Source organism: Methylobacterium soli, assembly GCF_008806385.1.
GTDB lineage: Bacteria > Pseudomonadota > Alphaproteobacteria > Rhizobiales > Beijerinckiaceae > Methylobacterium > Methylobacterium soli.
In genome coordinates, this window is the sequence record NZ_VZZK01000011.1 from 34,241 (window position 1) to 59,160 (window position 24,920).

Below are 24,920 nucleotides of genomic sequence, written 5' to 3' on the forward strand. Positions count from 1 at the left end.
GGCCATGGCCGGTGCCGCCCTCGACTCCGCGCAGGATCCGGGCCTGATCGGCGCCACCCAGACGGGCATCCCGCTGCGCCATCCCGCCAACCGGCGCTGGTGGATCGCCTTCGCGGGCGCGCTGTCGCTTCTCGGCGTGTTCGGCGCGGCGATCGTGTGGCTGCTCATCAACGGCGTCGGCATCTGGGGCAACAACAACGCCGTCGTCTGGGCCCTCGACATCGCCTCCTACGATTGGTGGATCGGCATCGCCTCGGGCAGCCTGCTGGTCTCGGCGGTGCTCCTGCTCCTCGGGGCGGAATGGCGCGGCGCCATCAACCGGATCGCCGAGACCTGCGCGCTTCTCTGCACCCTCGCGGCCGGGCTCTACCCGATCCTGCATCTCGGAAGGCCCTGGTTCTTCTACTGGAACCTGCCCTACCCGAACACGCTGGGGCTGTGGCCGCAATTCCGCTCGCCGCTGGTCTGGGACGCCATCGACATCGTCTCCTTCCTCGTGGTCAGCGTGAGCTTCTGGTATATCGGGCTCCTGCCCGATCTCGGCGCGCTGCGCGACCGCGCCTACGAGGCCGCCCTCGCCACGGAGGCGGAATACGGCCGGGTCCGCAAGCTGGCGCTCCTGAAGGCCCAGCTCTACGGCATCCTGGCGGCGGGCTGGCGCGGCTCGGCCTCGCATTGGCAGCTCTGGGTCCAGGCCTACCGCACCGTCGGGCTCCTCGGGGTGCTTCTCGTCGTCTCGCTGCAGACCGGCGCCTCGGTGATGCTCGCGGGCTCCGTGCTGCCAGGCTGGCACGACACCATCCTGCCCGTGACTTTCCTGGTGAATGCGGTGTTCTCCGGTGTCGGCGTCACCGCGGCCCTCGTCGTGATGATCCGGGCCGTCTACGGGCTCGACGCCCTGATCACCGAGCGCCACCTCGCGATCCTCGCCCGGCTGTTGCTCTGCCTCGGCCTCGCCAGCCTCTACGGCTACGCCACCGAGCTCTTCTCGAGCTTCCTGCACGGGGATTCCTTCGCCCGCGCCACCCTGGTGCGGCGGATGACGGGCGCCCATGCCTGGGCCTTCTGGACCATCGTCGCCTGCATGCTGGTGCCGGTCCAGGCCTTCTGGTTCGCGTCCGCCCGGCGCTCCGGCCCCGCCATCGCGGCGATCGGCCTCCTCGTCGCCATCGGGGCCTATGCCGACCATTTCATGGTGCTGGTGGTGACGCTGCAGCAGGATTTCCTGCCCTCCTCGCGTCTCGCCTACAGCATCAGCATCTGGGGCGTCGCCACCTTCGCGGGCTCGATCGGGCTGTTCCTGACGCTGCTGCTCCTCGTCCTGCGCTACCTGCCGGTGGTGTCGATCACGGAGACGCGCCGGCTCGCCCGCGATCACGGGCCGGCGGCCGGCGCCGGGGCCGGGGCCGCGGAGCCCGGCGATCCGCTCGCGGCCGCCGACGTCGACCCGCGCGACGCGCCGCTCTGGGGCATCAGCGCCGAATTCGCCTCCGAGGCCGAGCTCGCCGCGGCCGCGAAAGCGCTTCACCGCTTCCAATCCGAGCATGTCCATCTCGACGCGCACGGCCCCGTGCCGATCCCGCAGACGCTGCGGGCGCTCCGCATCCGCGACCGCACCATCCGCCCCTTCGCCATCCTGGGCGCGCTCCTCGGCGGCGGCGCCTTCCTGGCGATGTGCATCTACGCCACGGCCTTCGATTACACCTTCCTGATCGGCGGGCGCCCGCGCTTCTCCTGGCCCTCCTTCGTGGTGCCGAGCGTGTCCTTCGCGATGATGAGCGGGACGCTCGCGATCCACCTCGCGCTGCTGGTGCTCAACCGGCTGCCGCGCCTGAACCATCCGGCCTTCAACATCCCGGGCTTCTCGCGCTCCACGGTCGACCGCTACTTCCTCTCGGCCGAGGCGCAGGGCGACGCCTTCGACGCCGAGCGCATCGCCGAGACCCTCGCGGACCTGCCGCCGCAGGCCGGGCGCCCGATCGCGATCCGGCGGATCGCCCGATGAGCGCGCGCAACGCCCTCGCCCTGCTCGGCCTCCTCGCCCTCGCGGGTTGCGGCGAGGCCAACATGACCGAGCAGGACCGCGCCGACACCTGGGACAAGAACGCGTTCTTCGGGAAGGGCATGACGATGCGCCAGCCCGTGGCCGGCACCGTGCCGCGGGTCGACCCGGCGAAGGAAGTGCCGCAGCCCGCGCGCATCACCGAGTCGATGCTCGAGCGCGGGGCCGAGCGCTACGGCATCTTCTGCACCCCCTGCCACGGCCGGGCCGGAAACGGCCGGGGCATGATCGTGGAACGCGGATTTCCCGCCGCGACGCTCGTCTCGGACCGGATGCGCGCCGAGAGCGCCGCCGAGATCTACCGGGTGATCGCCCAGGGGCACCGGGCCATGTACGGCATGGCCCAGATGATCCCCTCCGCCGATCGCTGGGCCATCGTGGCCTATCTGCGCGCCCTCCAGGTGAGCCAGAATTCCGAGGTCGCGGGCCTGCCCGAGGAAGACCGGGCCAGGCTGGAGGCGCCACGATGACGCCGCCCACCGCCCGCCGCTCCGGCCTCGCGGCCGCTTCCGGCCTCGCCCTGATCGCCCTGGCTGGCCTGTCGCTCGGCTGGCGCGCCGCGATGCTGTCCTATCTCGCGGCCTGGCTCGTGCTGCTCGCCCTTCCGGTCGGGGCGATTCCGCTGGTGATCGCGATGGAACGCTTTGCCGGCCGGGAGAGCGGAACCGAGACGGCGCTGCTCGCGGCCCTGCGCCGCCTCCTGGCGCTGATGCCGGTCGCCGGCCTCCTCGCCCTCCCGGTCCTTGCCTGCCTCGGCCTCCTCTACCCCTGGGCGCGGGGGGCCACCCCCGCGACGCCCCTCGCGGCGATCTGGCTCACCCCCGCCTTCTTCGCGGCCCGCCTGATCCTCTTCCTCGGAGCCTGGCTCTGGCTCGCCCGCCGTCTCGCGCGCTTGGGCGGCATCGATGCGCGCGGCGCCATCCTGGGGATCGGCCTCCATGCCGTGGTCGGCACGCTTCTGGTCACCGACCTCGTCGCCTCCCTCGACCATCGCCTCGGCTCGAGCCTTATGGGCCTTCTCATCCTGATCAGCTGGAGCGGCCTCGCCGCCGCGGTGGCGGTGCTCCTGTGCCCGGCCCCGACCGAGCCGGCGCGCGCCGAGATCCGGCTGATCCTGCTCGTCGTCCCGACGGCACTCTGGGCCTTCCTGCACTTCGTCCAGTTCCTCATCGTCTGGTCGGCGAACCTGCCGGACGAGGTGCTCTGGTACTTCGCCCGCGGCGGCTGGTCCGGGCGGGGCCTCGCCATCCTGGGCGGCGGCGTCGCGCTGCTCGGGGCGGTCCTGACCCTGCGGCCGGGCCCTGGCACCGCCCGGCTGCTCGCCTGGCCGATCGTGGCCCTGCACGCGGCCGAGATGTTCTGGTTCGTGACGCCGGCCCTGCGCGACCGTTTCGTGCTCGCCTGGACCGACATCCTGGCGTTGGCGGCGGTGCTGTGCCTCGCCGTCGCGGCCCTGCCGGTCGGGGCGCGGCTCATGCGGCCAGGACCGGCCGCCCCCGGGAGGGCCGCCGCGTGAACCAGAATGACGGACGCTCTCATCTCGGCCTCATCCCGGCGATCCTCGCGGGCCTCGCCCTGCGCCGCAGCGGCCTGCTGCCGAAGCGGCGCGAGGCCGCCGCCGAGGCGCACGGCTTTGAGCCCGGCTACGAGAAGACCGACGTCGATGTCGGCAAGACCGCGATCGCCATGGGCGGCCTCGCGGGGAGCGCCCTGGTCGCCGTGATGCTCATGCTCTGGTTCCTGACGAGCTACTCCGCCAGCCAGCGCCGGTCCCAGCCCGCGCTGACGCCGCAGCAGAGCGCCCGGGTGAACCCGCCCGCCCCCAACCTTCAGACCAATCCCTTCGCGGATATCGACCGGCTGCGCGCCGCGGAATCGGCGCGGCTCGACGGTTACGGCTTCACCGACGGCACGCGCCAGCGCGCCCGCATTCCGATCGGCCGGGCGATGACGCTGACGGTCGGCCGACCGCTGGATCCTTGAGCCGATGTCGCCGCATCAATCCGCCCTCGAACTCTGGCCGGCCTCCGCCTCCGCCGTCGCGGTCGAGACCGATTACCTGATCCTCGCCTTCACGGTGCTGACGCTCGTCCTCACCGTGCCGGTCTTCCTCGGCATCACGTATTTCGCGATCCGCTACCGGGACGGCGTCGAGGCCGACCGGGACACCAGCGGCCTGCGCTCGAACCTGATCGAGATCAGCTGGATGCTGATCCCCTTCCTGCTGACGCTGATCTTCTTCGCCTGGGGCGCGCGCCTGTTCATCATCTCGAAGAACCCGCCCGCGGACACGATGGTGATCGAGGCGATCGGCCGGCAATGGATGTGGAAGTTCCAGCACCCGACCGGCCAGTCCGAGATCAACGACCTGCACCTTCCGGTCGGCCAGCCGATCAAGATCCGGATCATCAGCCAGGACGTGATCCACGCCCTCTACCTGCCGGCGCTGCGCGTCCAGATGGCGGCTCTGCCCGACCGCTACACCGAGCTCTGGTTCAAGGCCGACCGGACGGGCACCTTCCGGCTCTACTGCTCGGAATATTGCGGCAGCGACCATTCGGTGATGGACGGCAACCTCACCCTGATGACCCAGAGCGACTACCAGCATTGGCTGACGCATTCGGGGGCGCAGATCACCGCCGTGGCGGCGGGGCGCGCCATCTACAACGCCTATGGCTGCGGCGCCTGCCACGATGCGCGCGCCCAGGTGAAGGCGCCGAAACTCGCCGGCCTGTTCGGCCGCCCGGTGAAGCTCGCGGATGGCCGCACCGTCACGGCCGACGAGAATTACCTGCGCGAGAAGATCCTCAACCCGAACGGCAACCGCCTCGCGGAAGGGTACAAGCAGATCATGCCGAGCTTCGCGGGCGTGATCCCGGCCGACGATCTCGGCCGGCTGATCGACTACCTCAAGGCCGACACCCAGACCGCCGACGGGGAGGCGACGCGATGAGCGGCACCAGCGCGATCGAATCCGGCTTCGCCGAGCGCGAGCCCCATATCCCCGAGCCGACCCTCGACCGGCCGATCGACTACCTCCACGCGCAATCCACCCTGCGCTCGTGGTTCCTCGCCACCGACCACAAGCGCATCGCGATCCTCTACCTCGCCAGCATCACGGCCTTCTTCATCATCGGGGCGGTGGCGGCCGGCATCGTGCGCCTCGCCCTCGTCGTGCCGGACGGCGCGATCCTGACGAACGACACCTACAACAAGGCCTTCACCATCCACGGCGTCGTGATGGTGTGGTTCTTCCTGATCCCGTCGATCCCCGCGACCTTCGGCAACTTCCTGATCCCGCTGATGATCGGGGCAAAGGACCTCGCCTTCCCCAAGCTCAACCTGACGAGCTGGTACATCTTCATGGCGGGGGCGCTCTTCACCATGGTCTCGGTGGTGCTCGGCGGCGTCGACACCGGCTGGACCTTCTACGCGCCCCTCTCCACCGCCTTCTCGAACAGCTGGGTCCTGCCCGCGCTGATCGGCGTCACCATCGTGGGGTTCTCCTCGATCCTGACGGGCCTGAACTTCGTCGTGACGATCCACACGATGCGCACCCCCGGCATGACCTGGTTCCGGCTGCCGATCTTCGTCTGGGCGCATTACGCCACGAGCCTGATCTTCCTCCTCGCCACCCCGGTCATCACCACGGCGCTGATCCTGCTCATCCTGGAGCGCGCCTTTCATATCGGGGTGTTCGATCCGGCCTATGGCGGCGACCCGGTGCTGTTCCAGCACCTGTTCTGGTTCTACTCGCACCCGGCGGTCTACATCATGGTCCTGCCCGGCATGGGGGTGATCTCCGAGATCGTGCCGGCCTTCGCCCAGAAGAAGCTCTTCGGCTACCGCTTCGTCGCCTACGCGTCGATCGGGCTCGCCTCGGTAACCTTCTTCGTCTGGGGCCACCACATGTTCGTGAACGGCCAGAGCGACCTCGCGAGCCTCGCCTTCTCGGCGCTCTCCTTCGCGGTCGCGGTGCCCTCGGCGGTCAAAGTCTACAATTGGACCGCGACGATCCATAAGGGCCGCATCCGTCTCGACACGCCGATGCTCTACGCCATGGGGTATATCGGCCTGTTCGTGCTGGGCGGCCTGACCGGGCTCTACCTCGCGACGCTGGCCATCAACCAGCACATCCACGCGACCTACTTCGTGGTGGCGCACTTCCACTACATCATGGTCGGCGGCACGGTGCTGGCGTTCCTCGGCGGCCTGCACTTCTGGTGGCCGAAATTCACGGGCCGGATGTACAACGAGGCCTGGGGCCGGATCTCGGCCCTGTTCATCTTCATCGGCTTCAACGTCACCTTCTTCCCGCAATTCATCCTCGGCTATCTCGGCATGCCGCGGCGCTACGGGACCTATCCGCCCGAGTTCCAGCTTCTCAACGTCCTGTCCTCGGCGGGCGCCACCATCCTGGCGGCGGGCTATCTCTTCCCGATGGTCTACCTCCTCTACTCGCTCTGGTTCGGGAGGCGCGCGCCCGCCAACCCGTGGGACGCAAAGGGGCTCGAATGGGAGACGGCCTCCCCGCCGCCGCCGCACAACTTCCTGTCCCTGCCCGAGGTGCCGCGCGTGCCCTACGATTACCCGATCCAGGAGCGCGAATCCGGGAGGCAGCACACGTGAGCCGCGAGGCCGAGCCCCCGATGGCACCGGGTGTCGGCGTGGCGCGCGTCGAGCACTTCGCCACGGTGGAGCAGCAGCGCCACGCGGCGGTGCTCGGCATCTGGGCCTGGCTCGTCACCGAATTGCTGCTCTTCTCCGCGCTCTTCCTCGTGGCGCTGGTCCTGCGGCTGCAGCACCCGGAGGCCGTCAAGGCCGCCGCCCTGCATCTCAAGTTCTGGATCGGGGCCGTCAACACCGTGGTGCTGATCTGCTCCAGCCTCACCATGTCGATGGCGATCGCGTTCTCGCGCATGGGCTGGCAGCGGGCGATGGTGCGGGCGATGCTGGCGACCGCGGCGCTCGGAAGCCTCTTCCTCGTGCTCAAGGGCTACGAGTATTACGCCGATTACGAGGAGCACATGATGCCGTTCCTGGCGCTGCGCCCCTACGCGCTCGCCGAGACGCCGGCCTCGCGCCTGTTCGTGAACCTCTATTACGTGGCGACCTCGCTGCACGGCCTGCACCTGTTCACCGGCATCAGTATCCTGCTCGGCATGACCTGGATGGCGGCCAAGCCCGGCTTCCTGGCCCGCCACCAGAACTGGATCGAGGTCTACGGCCTCTACTGGCACTTCATCGACCTGATCTGGATCCTCGCCTTCCCGATCCTCTACGTGGTCAACCGTTAGGCCGAGCCATGCGCAATCCCCTCGCGCGCCTCACCGACGAGGACCGCGCCCGCCTCCGGCAGCACCTGCGCGTGCCGGTCCTCAGCTTCCTGGCGCTGCTCGGCCTGCTCGCCGTCAACGTCACCCTCGGGGCGACGCTGCCCTTCGCGCAGGTCTGGGCTCTCGAGCTCGCCGTCGTCGCCGTGATGGTGGCGGTCATCCTTCTGTTTTCCATGGAGATCCGGCACGAGCCGCCCCTGGTGCGGCTGTTTGCCGGCCTCGGCTTCTTCTGGGTCGCGATCCTCGTCGGAATGACGCTGACCGATTACCTCGGGCGCTGATCGGTTACGAGTCACGGTTGTTCCGCAACCGGAAGGCTTCTAAATCTCGGCCTGAGCTCCCGCGCGCCGGGCGCCATCTCCCGCCCTTCCGCGCGAACCCACGGCCGAACGAGACCCCATGTGCGAATTGCTCGGCATGAGCGCGAACGTGCCCACCGATATCCGCTTCTCCTTCGCGGCGCTGGCGCGGCGCGGCGGCGAGACCGGGCCGCACGTGGATGGCTGGGGCATCACCTTCTACGAGGGGCGCGGCTGCCGCAGCTTCCACGACCCGGAGCCGAGCGCCCGCTCGGAGCTCGCCAAGCTCCTGCGCAACTACCCGATCAAGAGCCGGATCGTGATCGCGCATGTGCGCAAGGCCAATCGCGGGCGCGTCTCTCTGGAGAACACGCATCCCTTCACCCGCGAATTGTGGGGCCGGCGCTGGACCTTCGCGCATAACGGCCAGCTCCGGGGCGTGAAGAAGCTGCCCCTGCGGGGCTTCGAGCCCGTCGGCACCACGGATAGCGAGCACGCCTTCTGCTGGATGCTGGGCCAGCTCCAGCAAAGCTGGCGCGCGCTCCCGCGCCCGGCCGTGCTCGACCGCGCCGTGGCCGACCTCTCGGCGGAGCTGCACGCGCTCGGCGTCTTCAACATGCTGCTCTCCGACAGCCGCACCCTCTACGCCCATTGCGGCAAGCGGCTGTGCTACCTCACGCGCTGCGCGCCCTTCGGCACCGCGACCCTGATCGACGAGGATTGGCGGGTCGATTTCGCGCAGGAGACCACCGAGCGGGATATCGTCACGGTCATCGCCACCCAGGCCCTGACCCGGGACGAGCTCTGGACCGACGTCGCGCGCGGCGACGTGCTCGTGCTGCGCGATGGCGGCATCCGCCTGCTGACGCCCGGCACGAGGCCCGCCAAGACCGTGACGGCGCCCCCGACGCCTGTTGACGCGCGGGCTTAAGCTCAACCGTGTCGCGGCCTGGAAGGGTGCGCCGGGCGGCGCGATGCGCTACAACAGGCACAAATCCCTGCGCCCGCCGGAACCGGACCGCCGGCCAGCGCCGAACATCCAAGAACAAGACGAGCCATGAGAAGCGACGAGATTCAGACCGCCCCTGACCGCCGCCTGGATCAGGATTCGGATGCCCGTCCGAACCTGTCGCCGAGCATCCGCACCCATCTCGGCGATCACCTGCGGACGGCCTACGAATCGATCGGCCAGGCCGATCTCCCGAGCCGGTTCGCCGACCTGATCGAGAAGCTCGAAGCCGCCCTGAAGGCGCGCGGCGAGGCCATCGAGCCCGAGTTCCGCAACGGTCTGCTCGCCGCGGTGCCGAGCCTGCGCGCCTTCGCGTTGTCGCTGACCTCGAACCCCGCGCGCTCGGACGACCTTGTGCAGGACACGCTTCTCAAGGGCTGGCAGCACCGGGCCCGCTTCCAGCCGGGCACCAACCTGAACGCGTGGCTGTTCACGATCCTGCGAAACATCTTCTACTCGGATCACCGCAAGCGCGTCCGCGAGGTCGAGGACCAGGACGGTTCCTACGCGGCGCGCCTCGCGACGGCGCCGCACCAGGGCGACCGCCTCGACGTCGAGGATCTCCAGAGCGCCCTGGCCAAGCTCCCGCCGGATCAGCGCGAGGCCCTCGTGCTCGTCGGCGCCGAGGGCGTCTCCTACGAGGAGGCCGCCACCATCATGGGCTGCAAGGTCGGCACGGTGAAGAGCCGGGTCAGCCGCGCGCGCGGCCGCCTCGCCGAACTCCTCGGCTATGACGAGGAAGATCTCGGGTCCGACCGCTTCATCCAATCGGCCATGCCGAAGGACGCGTGAGGGTGCCGCCTCTCGCCGGGTGAGTCGGCATTTCGGAGCATTTGGCGCTCCGCGCCCATGGCCGTGCCTATCCGGCGGGCACCCGAACTGAAATTAACCTTGTGAACTTTCGACGCATCCGTTTCGCGAGGTCGCGCGTTACCGGCCCAAGCTCCACCTTGCCGGCCAGGCTTGGTGGACCGCTGGAAACGGAGACTTCTCGCATGAACATCAAGACGCTTCTCGCGGCTTCCGCGATCGCCCTCGCCCTCCCGATGGCTGCCCAGGCCCAGGGCCTCGTTCGCGGCGCGGAGCAGGGCGCCCGTGACGGCGGCGACGCCGCCGGCCCGGTCGGCGCCATCGTGGGCGGAGCCGTCGGGGCGGCCACCGGCACGGTCGGGGGCATCCTCGGCATCGATGACCGTCCGCGCTTCCGCAGCTACGTCACCGAGCGCCGGGTTCGCTCCTACGATTACGATGGCCGCGTCGCCGTCGGCACGGTCCTGCCGGGCACCGGCGTCACCTACTACGACGTGCCGGACGATTACCGGGTGAAGCCCGGCTACCGCTACACCGTCGTCAACGACCGTCCGGTGCTGGTCGATCGGGGCCACCGCATCGTCGAAGTGATCGACTGATCGCGCGCCGGCGCTCCTCGCGACGCCGAACGCAGAAGGCCCCGGCGCGACCGCGCCGGGGCCTTTCTCGTCTTGGAGCCCCGGACATTCGCAATTGTGGAGATTTCATGGCGCGGATCTCGCAACGCTCGCGCTGATCGCACGTTGTTGCGCTCAGGTGATGGGAGATTTCAGCCAATGCGTGACGATGATCCTCAGCCGCAGGTGGTTCTTCCGGAGCCGGTGCGTGATCACCTCGGGCAGCAGCTTCGCACCGTCTACACGGTGGATGGCGGGAAGCCGCAATATCTCGGCGACGACGTCCTGCCGCAGGAATTCGAGCCGCAGATCAAGCGCCTCGAGACCCGCCTGAAGACCCACGAGGAAGGCACGGTCGCGGTGGAGCACGCCCTCGACCGCATCCTCGACGCCTTCGGGGTTCAGGTCGAGGCGGACAAGGACGCCGCGCGCGAACCCCAGGGCGACCGCTCGGCCTGATGGGCCGCCGCCTCGCCCGTCATCCGTGATGGCGCACGTCATCCGTGATGGCGCCGGCCCGGACGATCCGCCCGTCCCGCCCCTGGCGTCCGGGTGACGCGCGACCTCAATGGGCGCTGGACAGCTTCATCATGACGAGACCGGAGACGATCAGGACGGCCGCGCCGAGGCGCGCGGCGCTCGCCTGCTCGCCCAGCACCATGATGCCCACCAGGAAAGCCCCGACGGCGCCGATGCCGGTCCAGATCGTGTAGGCGGTTCCGAGCGGCAAGGTTCGCATGGACAAAGCCAGCAGGCCGAAGCTGCCGGCCATGGCCACCACCATGATCACGGTCGGCCAGAAGCGCGTGAAGCTGTCCGATTGCTTCATCGCGTACGCCCACACGATCTCCAGCGCGCCGGCGATCAACAAATAGATCCAGGCCACGTCAGCCCTCCTTGAAAGGGCCGGGCCGTCCCGGACTTGAACCCGCGCTGGCGGTGAGGACGTGGCCTCGCGGGTGGAAGTAGGTTGGGCGCCCGGCCCGGTCAACCGTCAGGCGCTCAGGCGGCCGGACGCGTCGCCAGGATGTCCCGGATCTCGGCCAGGATCTTCACGTCGGCCGGCACCTCCGCCACCGCCTCGGGCTTTTTCTCCTCGCGGGCCGCGAGCTTGTTCATGGCGCGGATGACCAGGAACAGCACGAAGGCGACGATCATGAAGTTGAGCGCCACCGTGATGAACTGCCCGTAGCCGAGCACCGCGCCCTGCTTCTTGGCCTCCGCATAGGCGAGGCCGGACTGCACCTTGGAGGAGAGCGGGACGTAGTAGTTCGAGAAATCGAGCCCGCCCGTGATGGCGCCGATCACCGGCATGAACAGGTCCTGCACCGCCGAGGTCACGATGGCCCCGAAGGCGGCCCCGATGATGACGCCGACCGCGAGATCCACCACGTTGCCGCGCAACGCGAATTTCTTGAATTCCTCGAGCATGCCCGGCTCCCCTCCGTCGGGCCGGTCGCGCCGGCTGCCCGGAGCCTAAGAGCAGGGTTCGTGCCGGGCCAGGGGCCTGGGCGCGCTGTCCCCGGCTCGATCGAGCGGGCCCGCCTTACGGGTTGCTCGGCGCCGTCCCCGAAGCCTCCGGCGATCCGGCGCGCGCGGGCTCGTCCGGCGGCGCTCCGTCCGGGTTCGCCCGCTCCGGCCGCGCCGGCTCGAGCTTGGCCCGACGCCGGTACTGGGCCGCCCCGATCGGGATCACCGCCAGGTAGGTCAGGCTGATCGCCACCATCGCCTCGAACGGGTAGCTGATGGCGATCCCGAAGGCGGCGACGCCCGCGAGGAAGATCGGCAGGACCCAGGCCCGCGGCACCCGCTTGCCCATGGTCTTGCCCGAGAAGGTCGGCACGGTGGAGACCACCATGAGGGCGATGCAGAGGACGTAGCCGAGCACCAGGGGCGCGGCCCATTTCTCGAAGGAGAGGCCGAGGAAGTGGAGGTAGAGCGGCAGCATCGCGGTGAGCGCGCCCGCGGGCGCCGGCATGCCGACGAAATAATCCTTCTTCCATTCGGGCCGGTTCGGGTCGTCCAGCATGGCGTTGAAGCGGGCAAGCCGCAGCCCCATCGCGATGGCGAAGATCAGCGCCACGATCCAGCCGACCGAGCGCAGGTGGAACAAAGCGAACCCGTAGAGAATGAGCGCCGGCGCGCAGCCGAAATTGACGAAATCGGCCAGCGAATCGAGCTCGGCGCCGAAGCGCGAGGTGCCCTTGAGAAGGCGCGCCACGCGCCCGTCGACCCCATCGAGGACCGCCGCCACCACGATGGCGATCACGGCCGGCTCGAACTTGCCCTCGAACGCGAGGCGGATCGCCGTCAGCCCGAGGCAGAGCGCCATCAGGGTGATCATGTTCGGGGCGATCATCCGGAACGGCACCGGCTTGAAGCGGCGCGGCTTCGGCTCGTTCGGGTCCGGCTCGAAGGGCGGGAAGAGATCGTCCATGGGGCGGCCTCCCTCAGATGCGCCGGAATTGCCGCTCGGGGCCGCCGGAGAGATCGGCGAGCACGGTCTCGCCCGCCACCGCCTTCTGGCCGAGGCCGACGAGGACCCGGGTGCCGACGGGCAAATAGACATCGACCCGCGAGCCGAAGCGGATCAGCCCGAAGCGCTCGCCGACATTGAGCGTATCGCCCGCGCTGACGAAGCCGACGATGCGGCGCGCCACGAGGCCGGCGATCTGCACGACGCCGATGCGCAACGGCTCGCCCCGGTGCATCGTCTCCATCACCAGCCCGTTGCGCTCGTTGTCCTCGCTCGCCTTGTCGAGCTCGGCGTTGAGAAAAAGCCCGGGCGTGTAGTGGATCTGGCCGATCCGCCCCGTGACCGGCACCCGGTTCACGTGGCAGTCGAACACGTTCATGAAGACCGAGATCCGGGTCATCGGCTCGGGCGGCAGGTCGAGCTCGGGCGGCGGCAGCACCGTCGAGATCAGGTTGACGCGCCCGTCGGCCGGCGAGACCACGAGGCCCTCAGTCACCGGCGTGACCCGCTCGGGGTCGCGGAAGAAGTAGCAGACCCAGAGGGTGAGGATCAGGAAGATCCAGCCGAAGAACTGCGAGAAGTAGCCGGCCAGCACCGTCAGCACGATGCCGATCAGGATGAAGGGATAGCCCTCCTTGTGGATCGGCACGAGGACACGGCGGATCGTGGCGAGAAGGTCGTTCATGCGGTCTTTCGAAGGGCGCGCGGGAAACGTCAATTCCTACCCGCGCGGATGGCAGCCCGCCGCGCGAAGGTCAACCTCGGGCGCGATCGTGCGTGGACCGGATCAATCACGGGTCCCCTCTCCCGTTCGGGAGAGGGACAGGGTGAGGGGCGCGGATCATCCGGATAGACCTGTCCCCTCACCCGGTCCGCGTTCGCCGACTCGACCTCTCCCGAACGGGAGAGGCGGCCGCGCCGTGCTTCGAGCGGGTCGTCCGGCGCCGCCCTGCGGGACTATATGGGAGCCGCAGGTCGTGCGGGCTGAATCGCGGGTCCCCTCTCCCGTTCGGGAGAGGGACAGGGTGAGGGGCGCGGATCCTCCGGACAGACCTGTCCCCTCACCCGGTCGGCATTCGCCGACTCGACCTCTCCCGAACGGGAGAGGCGGCCGCGCCGTGCTTCGCGCGAGTCATCCGGCACCGCCATGCGGGACTATGTGGGATCCGCAGATCGTGAAGGTTCAATCGCGGGTCCCCTCTCCCGTTCGGGAGAGGGACAGGGTGAGGGGTGCGACTTCTCCGGACAGACCTGTCCCCTCACCCGGTCGGCATTCGCCGACTCGACCTCTCCCGAACGGGAGAGGTGGCCGCGCTGTGCTTCGCGCGCGTCGTCCGGCGCCGCCCTGCGGGACTATATGGGATCCGCAGGTCGTGCGGGCTGAATCGCGGGTCCCCTCTCCCGTTCGGGAGAGCGACAGGGTGAGGGCTGCGACTTCTCCGGATAGACCTGTCCCCTCACCCGGTCGGCGTTCGCCGACTCGACCTCTCCCGAACGGGAGAGGCGGCCGCATTACTCGACCAGCACGACTTCCCCACGCACCCCAAGCGGCTCAACCCGCTCCCGTTCCGCCTCCGCCTCAGCCCGCTTGAGCGCCGCCCGCGCCGCATCCGCCTCGCGCTGCCGGTTCCACAGCCCCGCATAGACCCCGCCCGCAGCTAAAAGCTCCGCATGCCCGCCGCGCTCGACGATCACCCCGTGGTCGAGCACCAGGATCTCGTCGGCATTGACCACCGTCGAGAGCCGGTGGGCGATGACGAGCGTCGTGCGGCCCCGGGCGACCCGGTCCAGCGCGTCCTGGATCTGCGCTTCCGTGAACGAATCCAGCGCCGAGGTCGCCTCGTCGAGGACGAGGATCGGGGGCGCTTTCAGGATCGTGCGCGCGATGGCGACGCGCTGCTTCTCGCCGCCCGACAGCTTCAGCCCGCGCTCGCCCACGGGCGTGTCGTAGCCCTCGGGCAGGCTGGCGATGAAGCGGTCGATCTGGGCGAGGCGGGCGGCCTCGCGCACCTCCGCCTCGCTCGCGTCCCAGCGGCCGTAGCGGATGTTGTAGCCGATCGTGTCGTTGAACAGGACCGTGTCCTGCGGAACCATCCCGATGGCGGCGCGCAGCGAATCCTGGCGCACCGCCGCGATGTCCTGGCCGCCCACGAGGATGCGGCCCCCTTGCGGCTCGTAGAAGCGGAACAGCAGCCGCGACAGGGTCGACTTGCCGGCGCCCGAGGGCCCGACGATCGCCACCGTCCGGCCGGGCGGCACCGCGAAGGAGATGCCGCGCAGGATCGGCCGGTCCGGGTTGTAGGCGAAGCGCACATCCTCGAAGCGCACCTCCGCGGTCCCGATCGCGAGCGCCGGGGCGTCCGGCCGGTCGGCGATCTCGGGGTTGCGGTGGAGGATCGTGAACATGTCGTCGATGTCGATCAGCGCCTGTTTGATCTCGCGGTAGATCATGCCCATGAAGTTCAGGGGCATCGAGAGCTGCACCAGCATGGTGTTGACGAGGACGAAGCCGCCGATCGTGGTCCGCCCCGCCATGATGTCGCGCGCGGCAAGCCACATCACCACCGTCATGCCGATGGTGAAGATCACGGCCTGTCCGGCGTTCAGCACCGCCAGCGAGACGTAGGTCTGGGTCGAGGCCTTCTCGTACTTCGCCATCGAGCCGTCGTAGCGGGCGGTCTCGCGGTGCTCCGCGCCGAAATACTTCACGGTCTCGTAGTTCAGCAGCGAATCGACCGCCTTGGTGTTCGCGTCCGTGTCCGAGTTGTTCATCCGGCGGCGGATCTCGATCCGCCACTCGGTGGCCTTGTAGGTGAAGCCCAGATAGGCCGCGACCATCACGAGGACGACCACGGAATAGAGCCAGTCGAACTCGTAGGCGAGGACGCCGAGGACCAGCACGAACTCCACGATGGTGGGCACCAGGGTCAGCACCATCAGGCGCGACAATTCCTCGATGCCGCCGCGCCCGCGCTCGAGCACCCGGGTGAGGCCGCCGGTCTTGCGCTCCAGGTGGAAGCGTAAGGAGAGGCGGTGCATGTGCTGGAAGGTCTCGAGCGCGAGGCGCCGCACCGCGTGCATCGCCACCTTGGCGAAGAGCCCGTCGCGCACCTGCGTCAAGCCGACCATCAGGATGCGGGTGAGGCCGTAGAGGCCGATCAGCAGCATCGGGGCCGCGAACAGGCCGGTCGGGACCGGCGTCCCGTCCTTGGCGCCGATCACCGCCACGAGGGCGTCCGTCGCCCATTTGAAGGTGAAGGGCGTCACCATGGTGGCGAGCTTGGCGACGAGCAGCAGCCCGAAGGCCAGGAAGACGCGCTTCTGGAGGTCGGGGCGGCCGTGGGGCCAGAGATAGGGCCAGAGGCGGCGGTAGGTCGCGACGAGGCCGGGGCGTTCCGGCGGCACGGGGGTGCCGCGCGAAGCGGGCGCGGAATCGGGTGTCATTCAGGCGTGTCCGGAAGGCCGATCCGAAAGGGAGGCCGGGATGAGTGTCTGGCGCCGCATATAGGCGCGAACCGGCGCCTCAGCCACCTGCCCGGCGGGCAGCCCCGGATTGCACGGGCGCGGCGCCGAGATGCGGGCTCAGCCGCGCCGGCCGCTGGGACGCGACGCGTCGTCCGTGGGCAGCACGAAGATCTGGCCCGGGAAGATCAGGTCGGGATCGCGGATCTGGCCCTGGTTGGCGTCGTAGATCACGGTGTAGCGGTCGCCCTTGCCGTAGGTCCGGCGGCTGATCTGCCAGAGGCTGTCGCCGCGGGTGATCTTGGCGGTGCTCACCTCCGCCACGAACACGTCGCGGGGCGTGTCGGGCGGGGCCGGGATCAGCGCGGCCGGGGGCTTGATGGCCTCGGCCGCCGCCTCCGGGGCGGGTGCGGCAGCAGTTGCGGCAGCAGTTGCGGCGGCGGGCGTGGCGCCGGGCGCGGTGGGGGGAGCAGATTGGCCGGCAGGCGTGGTCTGTCGCGCGTCGGCGCGCGGTTCGCCCGCCCTGCGGGTCGGCGCCGGCGCCTCGGGCTTCGCGCCCGGCAGCGCCATCGCGGCGACGGGGCGGTTGCCGGATCGCGGCGGCTCGGTCGGGGCCGGCGGCTCGCGCCCCGCGACCTTCGGGGTCAGCGCCGGGAAGGCGAAGGGCACCTCGGCCCGGTGGCGGACCTTGCCGGTGACGGGATCGACCTGATCGATCCGGACCCGGTAATCGCCGGCGCGCACGCCGCGCCCGATCGTGAAGGTGACCTTGCCGTCGGGGCCGGCACTGGCGGGCGCCACCAGCGTGTCGTTGAGGTAGAGGCGCAGGGTCGAGCCCGGCGCGGCCTGGCTGGTGACGTAGAGGCGTCCGCCATCCTGCGCGTCGACGCTGACGATCTTGACCGGGTCGGCCGCGCTGGGCTTCGCCTCGGCCGCCTTCTGCGCCGATTCAACGGGCTTCGGCCCGGCCACTGCTCCGGCCGCTTGCCCGGGCATCGGCGCCGAAGCCACGGCCTTGGGCTCACCGGCCGCGGTCTCCGGTTGCGACAGAACCACGGTCGGCTTGTCCGGGTCGGTGAGCGCCACCAGCGGCTTGGTATCGCGCGTCTCGGCGACCACGACCGCGACGCTCTGCTTCGAGCGGGTCTCGCGCCCGTCCGCGCCCGTGGTGCGCAGCACAATCTCGCTGTTGCCGGTGGGCAGCGCGGGCGGCACGATCGCGAACTGACCGTTCGGGTCGGTCAAGGCCCGCGCGACGGACTTGTCGCCGACCAGCATCTCCACGGTGGTGTTCGGAGCCGCGCGCCCCGCGATCACGGTGTCGCCGTTCGGCTCGACCCGGACCACGTCGAAAGCGGGCAGCCCGTCGGCCTGGCGCGCAGGCGTGCCGGGCACGCCCTCACCCGGGCGCACAAGCGTGCCGGGCACGCCCTCACCCTGGCGCGCCGGGGCGCCGGGCGCGGCCGGCTTGCCCGGCGCCGCATCCGCGCCGCGACGCCCGGCCGGATCCTGCGGCAGGCCCGCCAGCGAGTTTGGCGCCGTCTCGGGCATGAGGCGCTTCATCACCGCGCCGCCGCCGAACAGGGCGAGCACGAGCAGGAACCCGCCGAGAAGCCCGACACTCGCGAGGCCAAGGCTCCGCCGCAACTCCGCCGTCATGGCGTCCTACTCCAACCGGGTCGACGTGATCGGCGCCCGCTCCTGGCGACCGACGAGAGCCTGGCGACAAAAACCGTCGACGGATCGCGGCATATTAACGTACATGGCCGAGACACCAAGCCTGTCCCGCCCGCCCCGGGACGAATCTCGCGCGAATTCAGCAGTTTGGCGCAGCTCGTGCCCGTCCGGGACCGACCTTGCCGAGCGGCTCGCGCCGTACGCGTTGAAAACCATGGAGGACGCCGGATGGCTCCGGTGAAGACAGTCTGTGTGTATTGCGGCTCCGGGTTCGGCGAGGATCCGGCCTTCCGGCAGGCGGCGGAGGTGCTCGGCGCCGCGCTGGCGCAAGCCGGGATCGGCCTCGTCTACGGCGGCGGCAATGTCGGGCTGATGGGGACAGTGGCCCGGGCGGTTCTGGACGGCGGCGGCCACGTCACCGGCATCATCCCGGATTTCCTGAAATCGCGGGAGCGCATGCTCGACGATATTCAGGAGACCATCGTGGTCGGCGACATGCACACCCGCAAGCGCCTGATGTTCGACCGCTCGGACGCGTTCGTGGCGCTGCCCGGCGGCATCGGGACCCTGGAGGAGTTGGTCGAGCAGCTCACCTGGGCCCAGCTCGGGCAACACCGCAAGCCGATCCTGCTGGTCTCGATCGCGGATTTCTGGACGCCGCTCCTGACCCTGTTCGATCACATGCGGGGCCACGGCTTCATCCGGGCCGGGCTCGACCTGAACTATCTGGTGGCGCCCGACGCCGCCTCGGTCGTCCCGATGCTCTCGGAAGCGCTCGCCCGGACGAAGCCCGCGCCGGAGGCCGAGGAGTTCATCGTCGACAAGTTCTAGGCACCGCCGCCGGAGCGGCGTGCCTCGCGGCGTCGGGCTCGCCTCGCATCACCGAGCGCGGGCCGATCATCGATCGCGCGCCGACCGGCCGTGTCAGGCCGATGGGACATCGCGGCCCCCGCTCCGCGCGGGCGCCGCTGGCCTCAAAGCCGAATCCGAGCCGCATCAGTCACCGCGGCGCCCGGAAGCCGGAGCGGCCGACCGGGCGAAAAGACGATCCTCGCCGTACAGGCCGGCTCCGACGTCACGCCGGGGCATTCGAGCGGCGAAGGCTCAGTGCAGCCAGTTGGTGAAGAAATAGATCAGCAGGATGATCGGCAGCGGAATGCCGATGAGCCAGAGAAGACCACCCTTGAGCATGACGATTCTCCGTTGAACGAAAGCTCGACTCAACGAAGCGCGCGGTATTCGGGTTCCTCCAAAGTCGGCCTGCCTCGGTGGATAAGCGATAGGCTGCTGCACGTTGCTTGCGCGGTTGCTCGCGGCTTGACGGAGAACGGTCACGCGATGGCGCGCGCCTCGCCGTTCCAGCGTCGCAGCAATCCGGGAATGTCGGAGGACGGGACGGGCCGGCTGAAGAGGTAGCCCTGGACCTCGTCGCAGCCCTCTTCGCGCAGGCGCGCGAGCTGAGCCTCGGTCTCGACGCCCTCGGCGGTGGTGGTCATGCCGAGGCTCGCGCCGAGGCCGATCACGGCTCGCACGATGAAGCCCGAATCGTCCGCCTGTCCGAGATCGCGCACGAAGGACTGGTCGATCTTGATCTTGTCGAACGGGAAGGAGCGCAGGTAACTCAACGAGGAATAGCCGGTGCCGAAATCGTCCATGGAGACGCGGGCGCCGAGCCCCTTCAGGCTGTGCAGCATCGCGGTGGTGGTGCCCGGATTGGCGACGAGGACCGATTCGGTGATCTCGAGTTCGAGGCGCCGGCCAGGCAGGCCGCTGGCCGCGAGGGCCTCGCGCACGGCGCCGATGAGGCGCGCCGAGGTGAATTGCACGGCCGAGACGTTGACGGCGACCTTGAGGCCCTCCGGCCAGCGGCTCGCCTCCTGGCAGGCCCGGCGCATCACCCACTCGCCGAGCGGAATGATGAGGCCGAGCTCCTCCGCCAAGGGGATGAATTCGGCGGGCGAGATCCGGCCGCGCTCGGGGTGGTTCCAGCGCAGCAGGGCCTCGAAGCCGCAGACGCGCTCGGCGTTGAGATCGTAGATCGGCTGGTAATGAAGTTCGAAGCTCTCCGCCGCCACGGCCTCGCGCAGGTCGCGCTCCAGCAGGCGGCGGGCCTGCAGGCGGGCATCCATCTCGGGCTCGAAGAAGCGGAACGAGCCGCGGGCCTCGGCCTTGGCCCGGTCGAGGGCGACGTCGGCGTTCTTCAGGAGCTTGTCGCAGGACATGCCGTCGCTCGGCGCGAGCGAGATCCCGATGCTGACGCCGAGCGTCACCGTGTGGTCGGCGAGCGTGTAGGGGGCGCCGAGCACGTCGATGATGCGGCGCGCCAGGATCGCGGCATCTTCCGGGCGGTCGACGCCGCGCTGGACGATGGCGAACTCGTCGCCGCCCAGGCGCGCGAGGCTGTCGACCTCGCGCACGCAGGCGCCGAGGCGGCTCGCGGCGGCGCGCAGCAACTCGTCGCCGCAGGGATGGCCCAGCGTGTCGTTGACGAGCTTGAAATCGTCGAGGTTGAGGCAGAGCACGGCGAAGCCGCTGTCGCGCCCGGCCTGCGCGATGGCGCTGTCGATCTGCTCGCCGAGGAAGATGCGGTTGGGCAGGTTCGTGAGGGCGTCGTGGCGGGCCATGAAGGCGATGCGCGCCTCCGCGTGCCGGCGCTCGGTGACGTCCTCGTAGGTGGCCACGAAGCCGCCATCGGCGGTCGAGCGCTTCTCGATCGCCACGATGCGGCCGTCGCCGAGTTCCTGGACGAAGGTCCGGCCCTCCGCGCGCCCGAAGGCCTCAGCCTCCTCGACCTGCAGGTCGGCGACGGTGCGGCCCGGGTGGTTGCCGGCCTCGATGCAGCGTTGGAGCACGTCGCGGGCGCTGATCCCGGCCGCGATGCTTCCGGGCGCCAGCCCGTAGATCTCGCAGTAGCGCCGGTTGACCACCATCAGCCGATGATCGGCGTCGTAGAGGCAGAGGCCTTGCGACATGTTGTCGAGGGCGGCGTCGAGGCGCAGATTCGTGGCGGTGAGGCGCGCCTCCTGCTCCTTCAGCACGCTGATGTCGCTGCAGACCGCCACGAAGCCCCCGGCCTGGGTGGCGCTGCGGCTGACGCGCAGCCAGCGCCCGTCGGCGAGGCGCACCTCGCCGTCGCGGGCGAGCGTCCGCGCGGAATCGAGGACGCGCGCGGCCGGGTCGGCGCCGCGCGCGGGCAAAGCCGCCACCGGCGCGCCCGGCTCCATGGCGCCGGGCTCCATGGCGCCGGCCTGCCCGCCGAAGAAATCCGCCGCCTGGGCGTTGGCGAGGGCGATGCGGCCCTCCGCGTCGACCACCACGACGCCCTCGCGGGAGCTCTCCAGCGCGTCGGCGAGCATGGCCTGGGCCGAGCGGCGCTGGTTGACCTCGCGGGCCATCATCGCCCGGATGTTGTCGCGCATGCTCCCCATGGCGCGCAGGAGCGCGCCGAGCTCGTCGCGCCCGCCGATCGGGATGGCGTCGTCGAGGCGGCCGGCCGCGATGCGCTCGGCCGCCGCCGAGGCCGCCTTGACGGGCCGCATGATGCGCCGGTTCAGGAGCCAGGCGACGACGGCCGAGAGCAGCAGCGCGATGCCGGTGGCGGCCGCGTAGAAGCGGATCTCGCTGGCCACGATGGTGCGGGCGGTCTGGCGATAGGTGAAGCCGTCGCCGGCCGTGTAGTTGACCAGCATGTCGATCTGGCCGTCGACCATGGCGGCCTGGCGGTCGAGCGCCTCCCAGGCCGAGGACGTGGCGGCGGTGAGGTCGAGGCCGCGGCGGATCTCGTCCCAGGTCGAGACAGCGCCCTGCACGGCGATGCCGGCCCGGGCGGCCCGGTCCGATTGCGAGCGCTCGACCGCGATGGTGAGGTCCTCGGCGAGGTTGATCGCCAGCTCGGCCAGCTCCGCGTCGAGCCTGGCGCGGGTCGCCGCATCCGGCGCGATGGTGCGGCGGACGAAGACGGCGCGCATCTTGGCGAAATCCGTCGCCGCCGCCCGCGCGTAATTGATCGACATCAGCGACTGGTCGTAGGTCCGGTTGACCAGGAACCCGGCCTGCCGGATGCCGAGGGTCGCGTAGATGCCGAGCGCCCCCGTGATCAGGCTCATGATCAGGAAGGCGATGAAGATGCGCCCACGGATGGTCGACAGGCGGTCGGCGACGCGCCGCGGCGTGCCCGCCGCCGACATCTTTTCGCCATCGCTCGGTTCGGTCCGGTTCCGTCGCATCGAAACGCAGCAATCCTCATCCCATGCCGGGCGACCGTAGTTCGCACATCTTAAGAGGCGATTAGCCGAGATCGGCCGGCACGGACCCCCATCCACGACGAGGCTAGCCGCGTGGCGGCGGCCCGTCCCGAAGGTCGAGGATGCCGTGCACTGCGCGTTCGGAAAGCTGTGTTGCCGGATCACGATGGAACTTCGGACGCGCGGGCCGCATCCGCGCATATCCGTGTGCCGGAATCCAAAGAAGTCCAAAGCGGATTCTTAAACACTCGGCCGATAACGTTCGGGACCGCGCCAGAGACCGCCGATGATTCTCGCCACCTCGCCTCTCGTCGACCCGCACGCCGCCCGTCCGGTCACCGCCCTGTCGCGGCGCCTGCGCCGGCTCGCGGCCAGCACCGGCCCCGCCCTCCTCGCCGGGATGCTGACCGGCCTCGGGCTCGTGACGACCATCGAGGCGAGCGGCCGGGTCATCTCGCAGAAGGGCCGCGCCTTCCAGCCCGCGAGCCTCGTGGTGGAGCGGGGCGAGACGATCACGATCGTCAACGACGACAGCGACCTGCTGCATCACCTCTACGTCGAGGCGGACCGCTTCAACTTCGATTCCGGCGACCAGATGCCGGGCAGCCGCACGGCCATCACCTTCACGGAAAGCGGCAGCTTCCAGGTGCTCTGCGGCATCCACCCCAAGATGAAGCTCGCCGTCCGGGTGAACTGAGCCCGGAGGCCTCAGCGCGCCGCCGCCTGAACCGGCTTGCCCGGCTCGGGATCGGGCGCGCGCTCGATCGGCTGCCCGTCGCGCAGGTCCGGCGGCGGGCTGAGGACGATGCGCTCGTGGCCGGACAGGCCTTGGTCGAGCTCGATCGTCTGGCCGAAATCCCGCTTGATATGGACGCCGCGCCATTCCGCGTGGCCGTCCTCGCGCATCACCACCACCTGCGTGCCGTTCTGGTTGAACACCAGGGCCTCGGCCGGCACCACGATGGCGGGGGCGGTACGGGGGATCTGCAGCGTGACGTAGACGTAGAGGCCGGCCCGCAGGGTCCCGTCCGGGTTCGGCACGTCGACCTGCGTGGTCAGGGTGCGGGATGCGGTCAGGAGCGCCACGGAGCTGCGCTCGACCCGCCCCCGGAAGGCGCGGTCGGGCATCTGCGGCACCTTGATGCTGGCCTCGACGCCCGGGGCGACGCCGACCGCCGCGTTCTGCGGCACGTTCACGGAGATGCGCAGGATGTCGTCGCGGTCCATGGTCAGGAGCGGCGTGCCGCCCGCATCCGCCTTGACGAGGTCGCCGACATCGACGGTCCGGGTCGTCACCACGCCGTCGAAGGGCGCGACCACGTCCTTGAAGCCCGTCAGGGCCTTCAGGCGGTCCACCGTGGCGCCCTGCGCCTTGATGTTGGCCTCCGCCACCTTCACGCCGGCCTCCGCCGAGGCGAGGTTGGCGGATTGGCTCAGCACGCCGGCCTGCGAGTTGTCGGCGTTCTGGCGGGAGGCCCAGCCCTGCACCGCGAGGGTGCTGGTGCGGCTATTCGTGACGTTGGCGAGGTTCACGTTGGCGCGGGCCTGATCGACCATCGCCTTGGCTTGGAGGAGCTGCGCCTCCTGCTGGCCGAGCTGCGCTTCGGCCTGGGCGAGTTGCTGGTCGAGATCGGGCGCCGCGATCCGGAGCAGGATGTCGCCCGCCTTGACCCGGGACCCGATATCGACCCGGCGCTCGGCGACGTAGCCGGTGGCGCGGGCGAAGATCGCCGCCTTGGCGAAGGCCTGGGTCTCGCCCGGCAGGGTCAGGTCGACGGGCGTCTCGACCCGCTCCACCCCGGTCGTGCGCAGGCGCGGGACGAAGTCCTTGACCTTGCGCTGCGTCTCCGTTGCCGCGGCCCGCTGCTGCCATTTCCCGTAGCCGCCCCAGCCGAGGAGGCCGAGGGCGACGAGCCCGACGAGGAGGAACGGTCCCGTGCGCGGCGGCGGCGGGATCTCGTGCACGTCACCGTGCGCTTTCATGAATTGCGGATCCTCGAGCCCGGAGACGCCAGCGGAATGTGGTAGACCCTATACCGTGCCGCCGCCCGGTCCTAGAGCCGCGCGATGACGCATGCGACGGCGCACACAGCTGGAGCGCGAGCGTGCGACGTAAATGCAACGATTTAAAGAAAATGGTGGGCGCGACAGGGATCGAACCTGTGACCCTTCGCGTGTGAAGCGAATGCTCTCCCGCTGAGCTACGCACCCGGACCGAGGGCCTTCTAGGGCCGGTCATGCGGCCGCGTCAAGCCCGATGCGGCCGGCGCCGCCGGGCCAGCCCGGTCGGTCGGCGCGGGATTGCGAGTGGAAATCATCGGCGGAATCGTAGCAAGATCGCTCCCCCGTGGCCGCAGGCATCGGGAGGTCTGGAGGCAGGCTGTGATCTCGGAATGGAATCTGCGATCCGGGATCGCCTACGCGGTCACGGATCTCGAGGGCCGGTTCGTCCAGGCCGACACGCGCTACGCCGAAATCCTCGGGTACCCGGTCGAGGAATTGCTGATCAAGCGGGTGGCCGACGTCACGCATCCGGACGATTGGCAGGCCAATGCCCGCCTGCTCGAGGAGCTCGCCCGGACCGGGCAGCCCTTCAGCCTGCGCAAGCGCTACGTGCGCCGGAGCGGGCGCGCTGTCTGGGTGGAGGTGCGCGCCTCGATGCTCTGCAGCCGGGATGCGGGCGGCTCGCTCATCGCCGTCTGCCGGCCGCTGCCGGAGCTCAACGAGCCGAATCGAAATGCCATCCAGGGCTCGTTCAAGGCGGGGATGCTCCCGGAGGCCGACCGCCACGTCCTGGTCCGGTCCTTCGATCGGATCGCGGAGAGCCGCGCCCTGCTCGACCGGACCGAGCGCTGGCTGCGCTAGGGGCGAGCCTGCGGCCCGCGAGACCCGGCCTTGCGCGAACCGGATCGACGCCGCGCGAAAATC

Annotated in this window: 24 protein-coding genes and 1 tRNA gene; 15 read left to right on the forward strand and 10 right to left on the reverse strand. The window is 69.9% G+C overall.

Annotated elements, in window-relative coordinates:
• Positions 1-4: 4 nt before the first annotated feature.
• The 12 genes from F6X53_RS12590 to F6X53_RS12645 all read left to right on the forward strand — a co-directional run bounded on the left by F6X53_RS12590 (position 5) and on the right by F6X53_RS12645 (position 10,592).
• Positions 5-2,005 (forward strand): quinol:electron acceptor oxidoreductase subunit ActD, encoded by a 2,001-nt coding sequence (locus F6X53_RS12590; RefSeq protein WP_191970816.1) that lies wholly within the window; start codon positions 5-7, stop codon positions 2,003-2,005.
• A complete protein-coding gene (locus F6X53_RS12595) occupies positions 2,002-2,532 on the forward strand; it encodes a c-type cytochrome (RefSeq protein ID WP_151000379.1) in 531 nt (176 codons plus the stop codon). The genes F6X53_RS12590 and F6X53_RS12595 overlap by 4 nt, the downstream gene beginning before the upstream one ends.
• Complete coding sequence (locus tag F6X53_RS12600) at positions 2,529-3,578, forward strand: hypothetical protein (RefSeq protein WP_151000380.1); 1,050 nt, start codon at positions 2,529-2,531, stop codon at positions 3,576-3,578. The genes F6X53_RS12595 and F6X53_RS12600 overlap by 4 nt, the downstream gene beginning before the upstream one ends.
• Complete coding sequence (locus F6X53_RS12605; RefSeq protein WP_151000381.1) at positions 3,575-4,045, forward strand: hypothetical protein; 471 nt, start codon at positions 3,575-3,577, stop codon at positions 4,043-4,045. The genes F6X53_RS12600 and F6X53_RS12605 overlap by 4 nt, the downstream gene beginning before the upstream one ends.
• Before the next feature lie 4 nt (positions 4,046-4,049).
• Entirely contained in the window at positions 4,050-5,015 is a 966-nt protein-coding gene (gene coxB, locus F6X53_RS12610) for a cytochrome c oxidase subunit II (RefSeq protein WP_151000382.1), read from the forward strand.
• Complete coding sequence (locus F6X53_RS12615; protein ID WP_151000383.1) at positions 5,012-6,691, forward strand: cytochrome c oxidase subunit I; 1,680 nt, start codon at positions 5,012-5,014, stop codon at positions 6,689-6,691. The genes coxB and F6X53_RS12615 overlap by 4 nt, the downstream gene beginning before the upstream one ends.
• Complete coding sequence (locus tag F6X53_RS12620; RefSeq protein WP_244965561.1) at positions 6,688-7,359, forward strand: cytochrome c oxidase subunit 3; 672 nt, start codon at positions 6,688-6,690, stop codon at positions 7,357-7,359. The genes F6X53_RS12615 and F6X53_RS12620 overlap by 4 nt, the downstream gene beginning before the upstream one ends.
• An 8-nt stretch (positions 7,360-7,367) precedes the next feature.
• Positions 7,368-7,679, forward strand: coding sequence for an oxidase (locus F6X53_RS12625; RefSeq protein WP_151000384.1), 312 nt, complete (start codon positions 7,368-7,370; stop codon positions 7,677-7,679).
• A 118-nt stretch (positions 7,680-7,797) separates the two neighbouring features.
• Positions 7,798-8,628 (forward strand): class II glutamine amidotransferase, encoded by an 831-nt coding sequence (locus F6X53_RS12630; protein WP_151000385.1) that lies wholly within the window; start codon positions 7,798-7,800, stop codon positions 8,626-8,628.
• Positions 8,629-8,754: 126 nt separating this feature from the next.
• The gene (locus F6X53_RS12635; protein ID WP_150962978.1) at positions 8,755-9,498 is read left to right on the forward strand and encodes a NepR family anti-sigma factor; all 744 of its coding nucleotides are present in this window, start codon (positions 8,755-8,757) and stop codon (positions 9,496-9,498) included.
• 203 nt (positions 9,499-9,701) lie between these two features.
• Complete coding sequence (locus F6X53_RS12640; RefSeq protein WP_151000386.1) at positions 9,702-10,115, forward strand: DUF1236 domain-containing protein; 414 nt, start codon at positions 9,702-9,704, stop codon at positions 10,113-10,115.
• 177 nt (positions 10,116-10,292) lie between these two features.
• On the forward strand, positions 10,293-10,592 hold the full coding sequence (locus F6X53_RS12645; RefSeq protein WP_151000387.1) for a hypothetical protein: 300 nt from the start codon (positions 10,293-10,295) through the stop codon (positions 10,590-10,592).
• A 106-nt stretch (positions 10,593-10,698) separates the two neighbouring features.
• Here the strand turns inward: F6X53_RS12645 and F6X53_RS12650 are convergent, their stop codons facing one another.
• From F6X53_RS12650 to F6X53_RS12675, 6 genes are all read right to left on the reverse strand, one after another.
• Positions 10,699-11,019, reverse strand: a complete 321-nt coding sequence (locus F6X53_RS12650) for a DMT family transporter (RefSeq protein WP_151000388.1) — start codon at positions 11,017-11,019, stop codon at positions 10,699-10,701.
• Positions 11,020-11,135: 116 nt separating this feature from the next.
• Positions 11,136-11,564: a large conductance mechanosensitive channel protein MscL gene (mscL, locus tag F6X53_RS12655; protein WP_151000389.1), complete on the reverse strand. Its 429-nt coding sequence runs from the start codon at positions 11,562-11,564 to the stop codon at positions 11,136-11,138.
• A 115-nt stretch (positions 11,565-11,679) separates the two neighbouring features.
• On the reverse strand, positions 11,680-12,570 hold the full coding sequence (locus F6X53_RS12660; protein ID WP_151000390.1) for a CDP-alcohol phosphatidyltransferase family protein: 891 nt from the start codon (positions 12,568-12,570) through the stop codon (positions 11,680-11,682).
• Between the two features lie 13 nt (positions 12,571-12,583).
• Entirely contained in the window at positions 12,584-13,294 is a 711-nt protein-coding gene (locus tag F6X53_RS12665) for a phosphatidylserine decarboxylase (protein WP_151000391.1), read from the reverse strand.
• 827 nt (positions 13,295-14,121) lie between these two features.
• The gene (locus F6X53_RS12670) at positions 14,122-16,053 is read right to left on the reverse strand and encodes an ABCB family ABC transporter ATP-binding protein/permease (protein ID WP_151000392.1); all 1,932 of its coding nucleotides are present in this window, start codon (positions 16,051-16,053) and stop codon (positions 14,122-14,124) included.
• Positions 16,054-16,191: 138 nt separating this feature from the next.
• Entirely contained in the window at positions 16,192-17,730 is a 1,539-nt protein-coding gene (locus F6X53_RS12675; protein ID WP_151000393.1) for a LysM peptidoglycan-binding domain-containing protein, read from the reverse strand.
• A 246-nt stretch (positions 17,731-17,976) separates the two neighbouring features.
• Here F6X53_RS12675 and F6X53_RS12680 point away from each other — a divergent pair, with 246 nt between their 5' ends.
• On the forward strand, positions 17,977-18,579 hold the full coding sequence (locus F6X53_RS12680; RefSeq protein WP_151000394.1) for an LOG family protein: 603 nt from the start codon (positions 17,977-17,979) through the stop codon (positions 18,577-18,579).
• A gap of 273 nt (positions 18,580-18,852) precedes the next feature.
• Here the strand turns inward: F6X53_RS12680 and F6X53_RS12685 are convergent, their stop codons facing one another.
• Positions 18,853-19,083 carry a hypothetical protein gene (locus F6X53_RS12685; protein WP_151000395.1) on the reverse strand — a complete coding sequence of 77 codons (231 nt, stop codon included), beginning with the start codon at positions 19,081-19,083 and terminating at the stop codon, positions 18,853-18,855.
• Positions 19,080-21,935 carry an EAL domain-containing protein gene (locus F6X53_RS12690; RefSeq protein ID WP_238298360.1) on the reverse strand — a complete coding sequence of 952 codons (2,856 nt, stop codon included), beginning with the start codon at positions 21,933-21,935 and terminating at the stop codon, positions 19,080-19,082. The genes F6X53_RS12685 and F6X53_RS12690 overlap by 4 nt, the downstream gene beginning before the upstream one ends.
• 343 nt (positions 21,936-22,278) lie before the next feature.
• Between F6X53_RS12690 and F6X53_RS12695 the strand changes: the two genes are divergently transcribed.
• Positions 22,279-22,689, forward strand: a complete 411-nt coding sequence (locus F6X53_RS12695) for a cupredoxin domain-containing protein (RefSeq protein ID WP_238298571.1) — start codon at positions 22,279-22,281, stop codon at positions 22,687-22,689.
• A gap of 11 nt (positions 22,690-22,700) precedes the next feature.
• Here F6X53_RS12695 and F6X53_RS12700 read toward each other — a convergent pair whose 3' ends face one another.
• On the reverse strand, positions 22,701-23,975 hold the full coding sequence (locus F6X53_RS12700) for an efflux RND transporter periplasmic adaptor subunit (RefSeq protein ID WP_151000397.1): 1,275 nt from the start codon (positions 23,973-23,975) through the stop codon (positions 22,701-22,703).
• 153 nt (positions 23,976-24,128) lie between these two features.
• Positions 24,129-24,203 (reverse strand) — tRNA-Val (locus tag F6X53_RS12705).
• A 171-nt stretch (positions 24,204-24,374) separates the two neighbouring features.
• Here F6X53_RS12705 and F6X53_RS12710 point away from each other — a divergent pair.
• Positions 24,375-24,857: a PAS domain S-box protein gene (locus F6X53_RS12710; RefSeq protein WP_191970817.1), complete on the forward strand. Its 483-nt coding sequence runs from the start codon at positions 24,375-24,377 to the stop codon at positions 24,855-24,857.
• Positions 24,858-24,920: the final 63 nt, after the last annotated feature.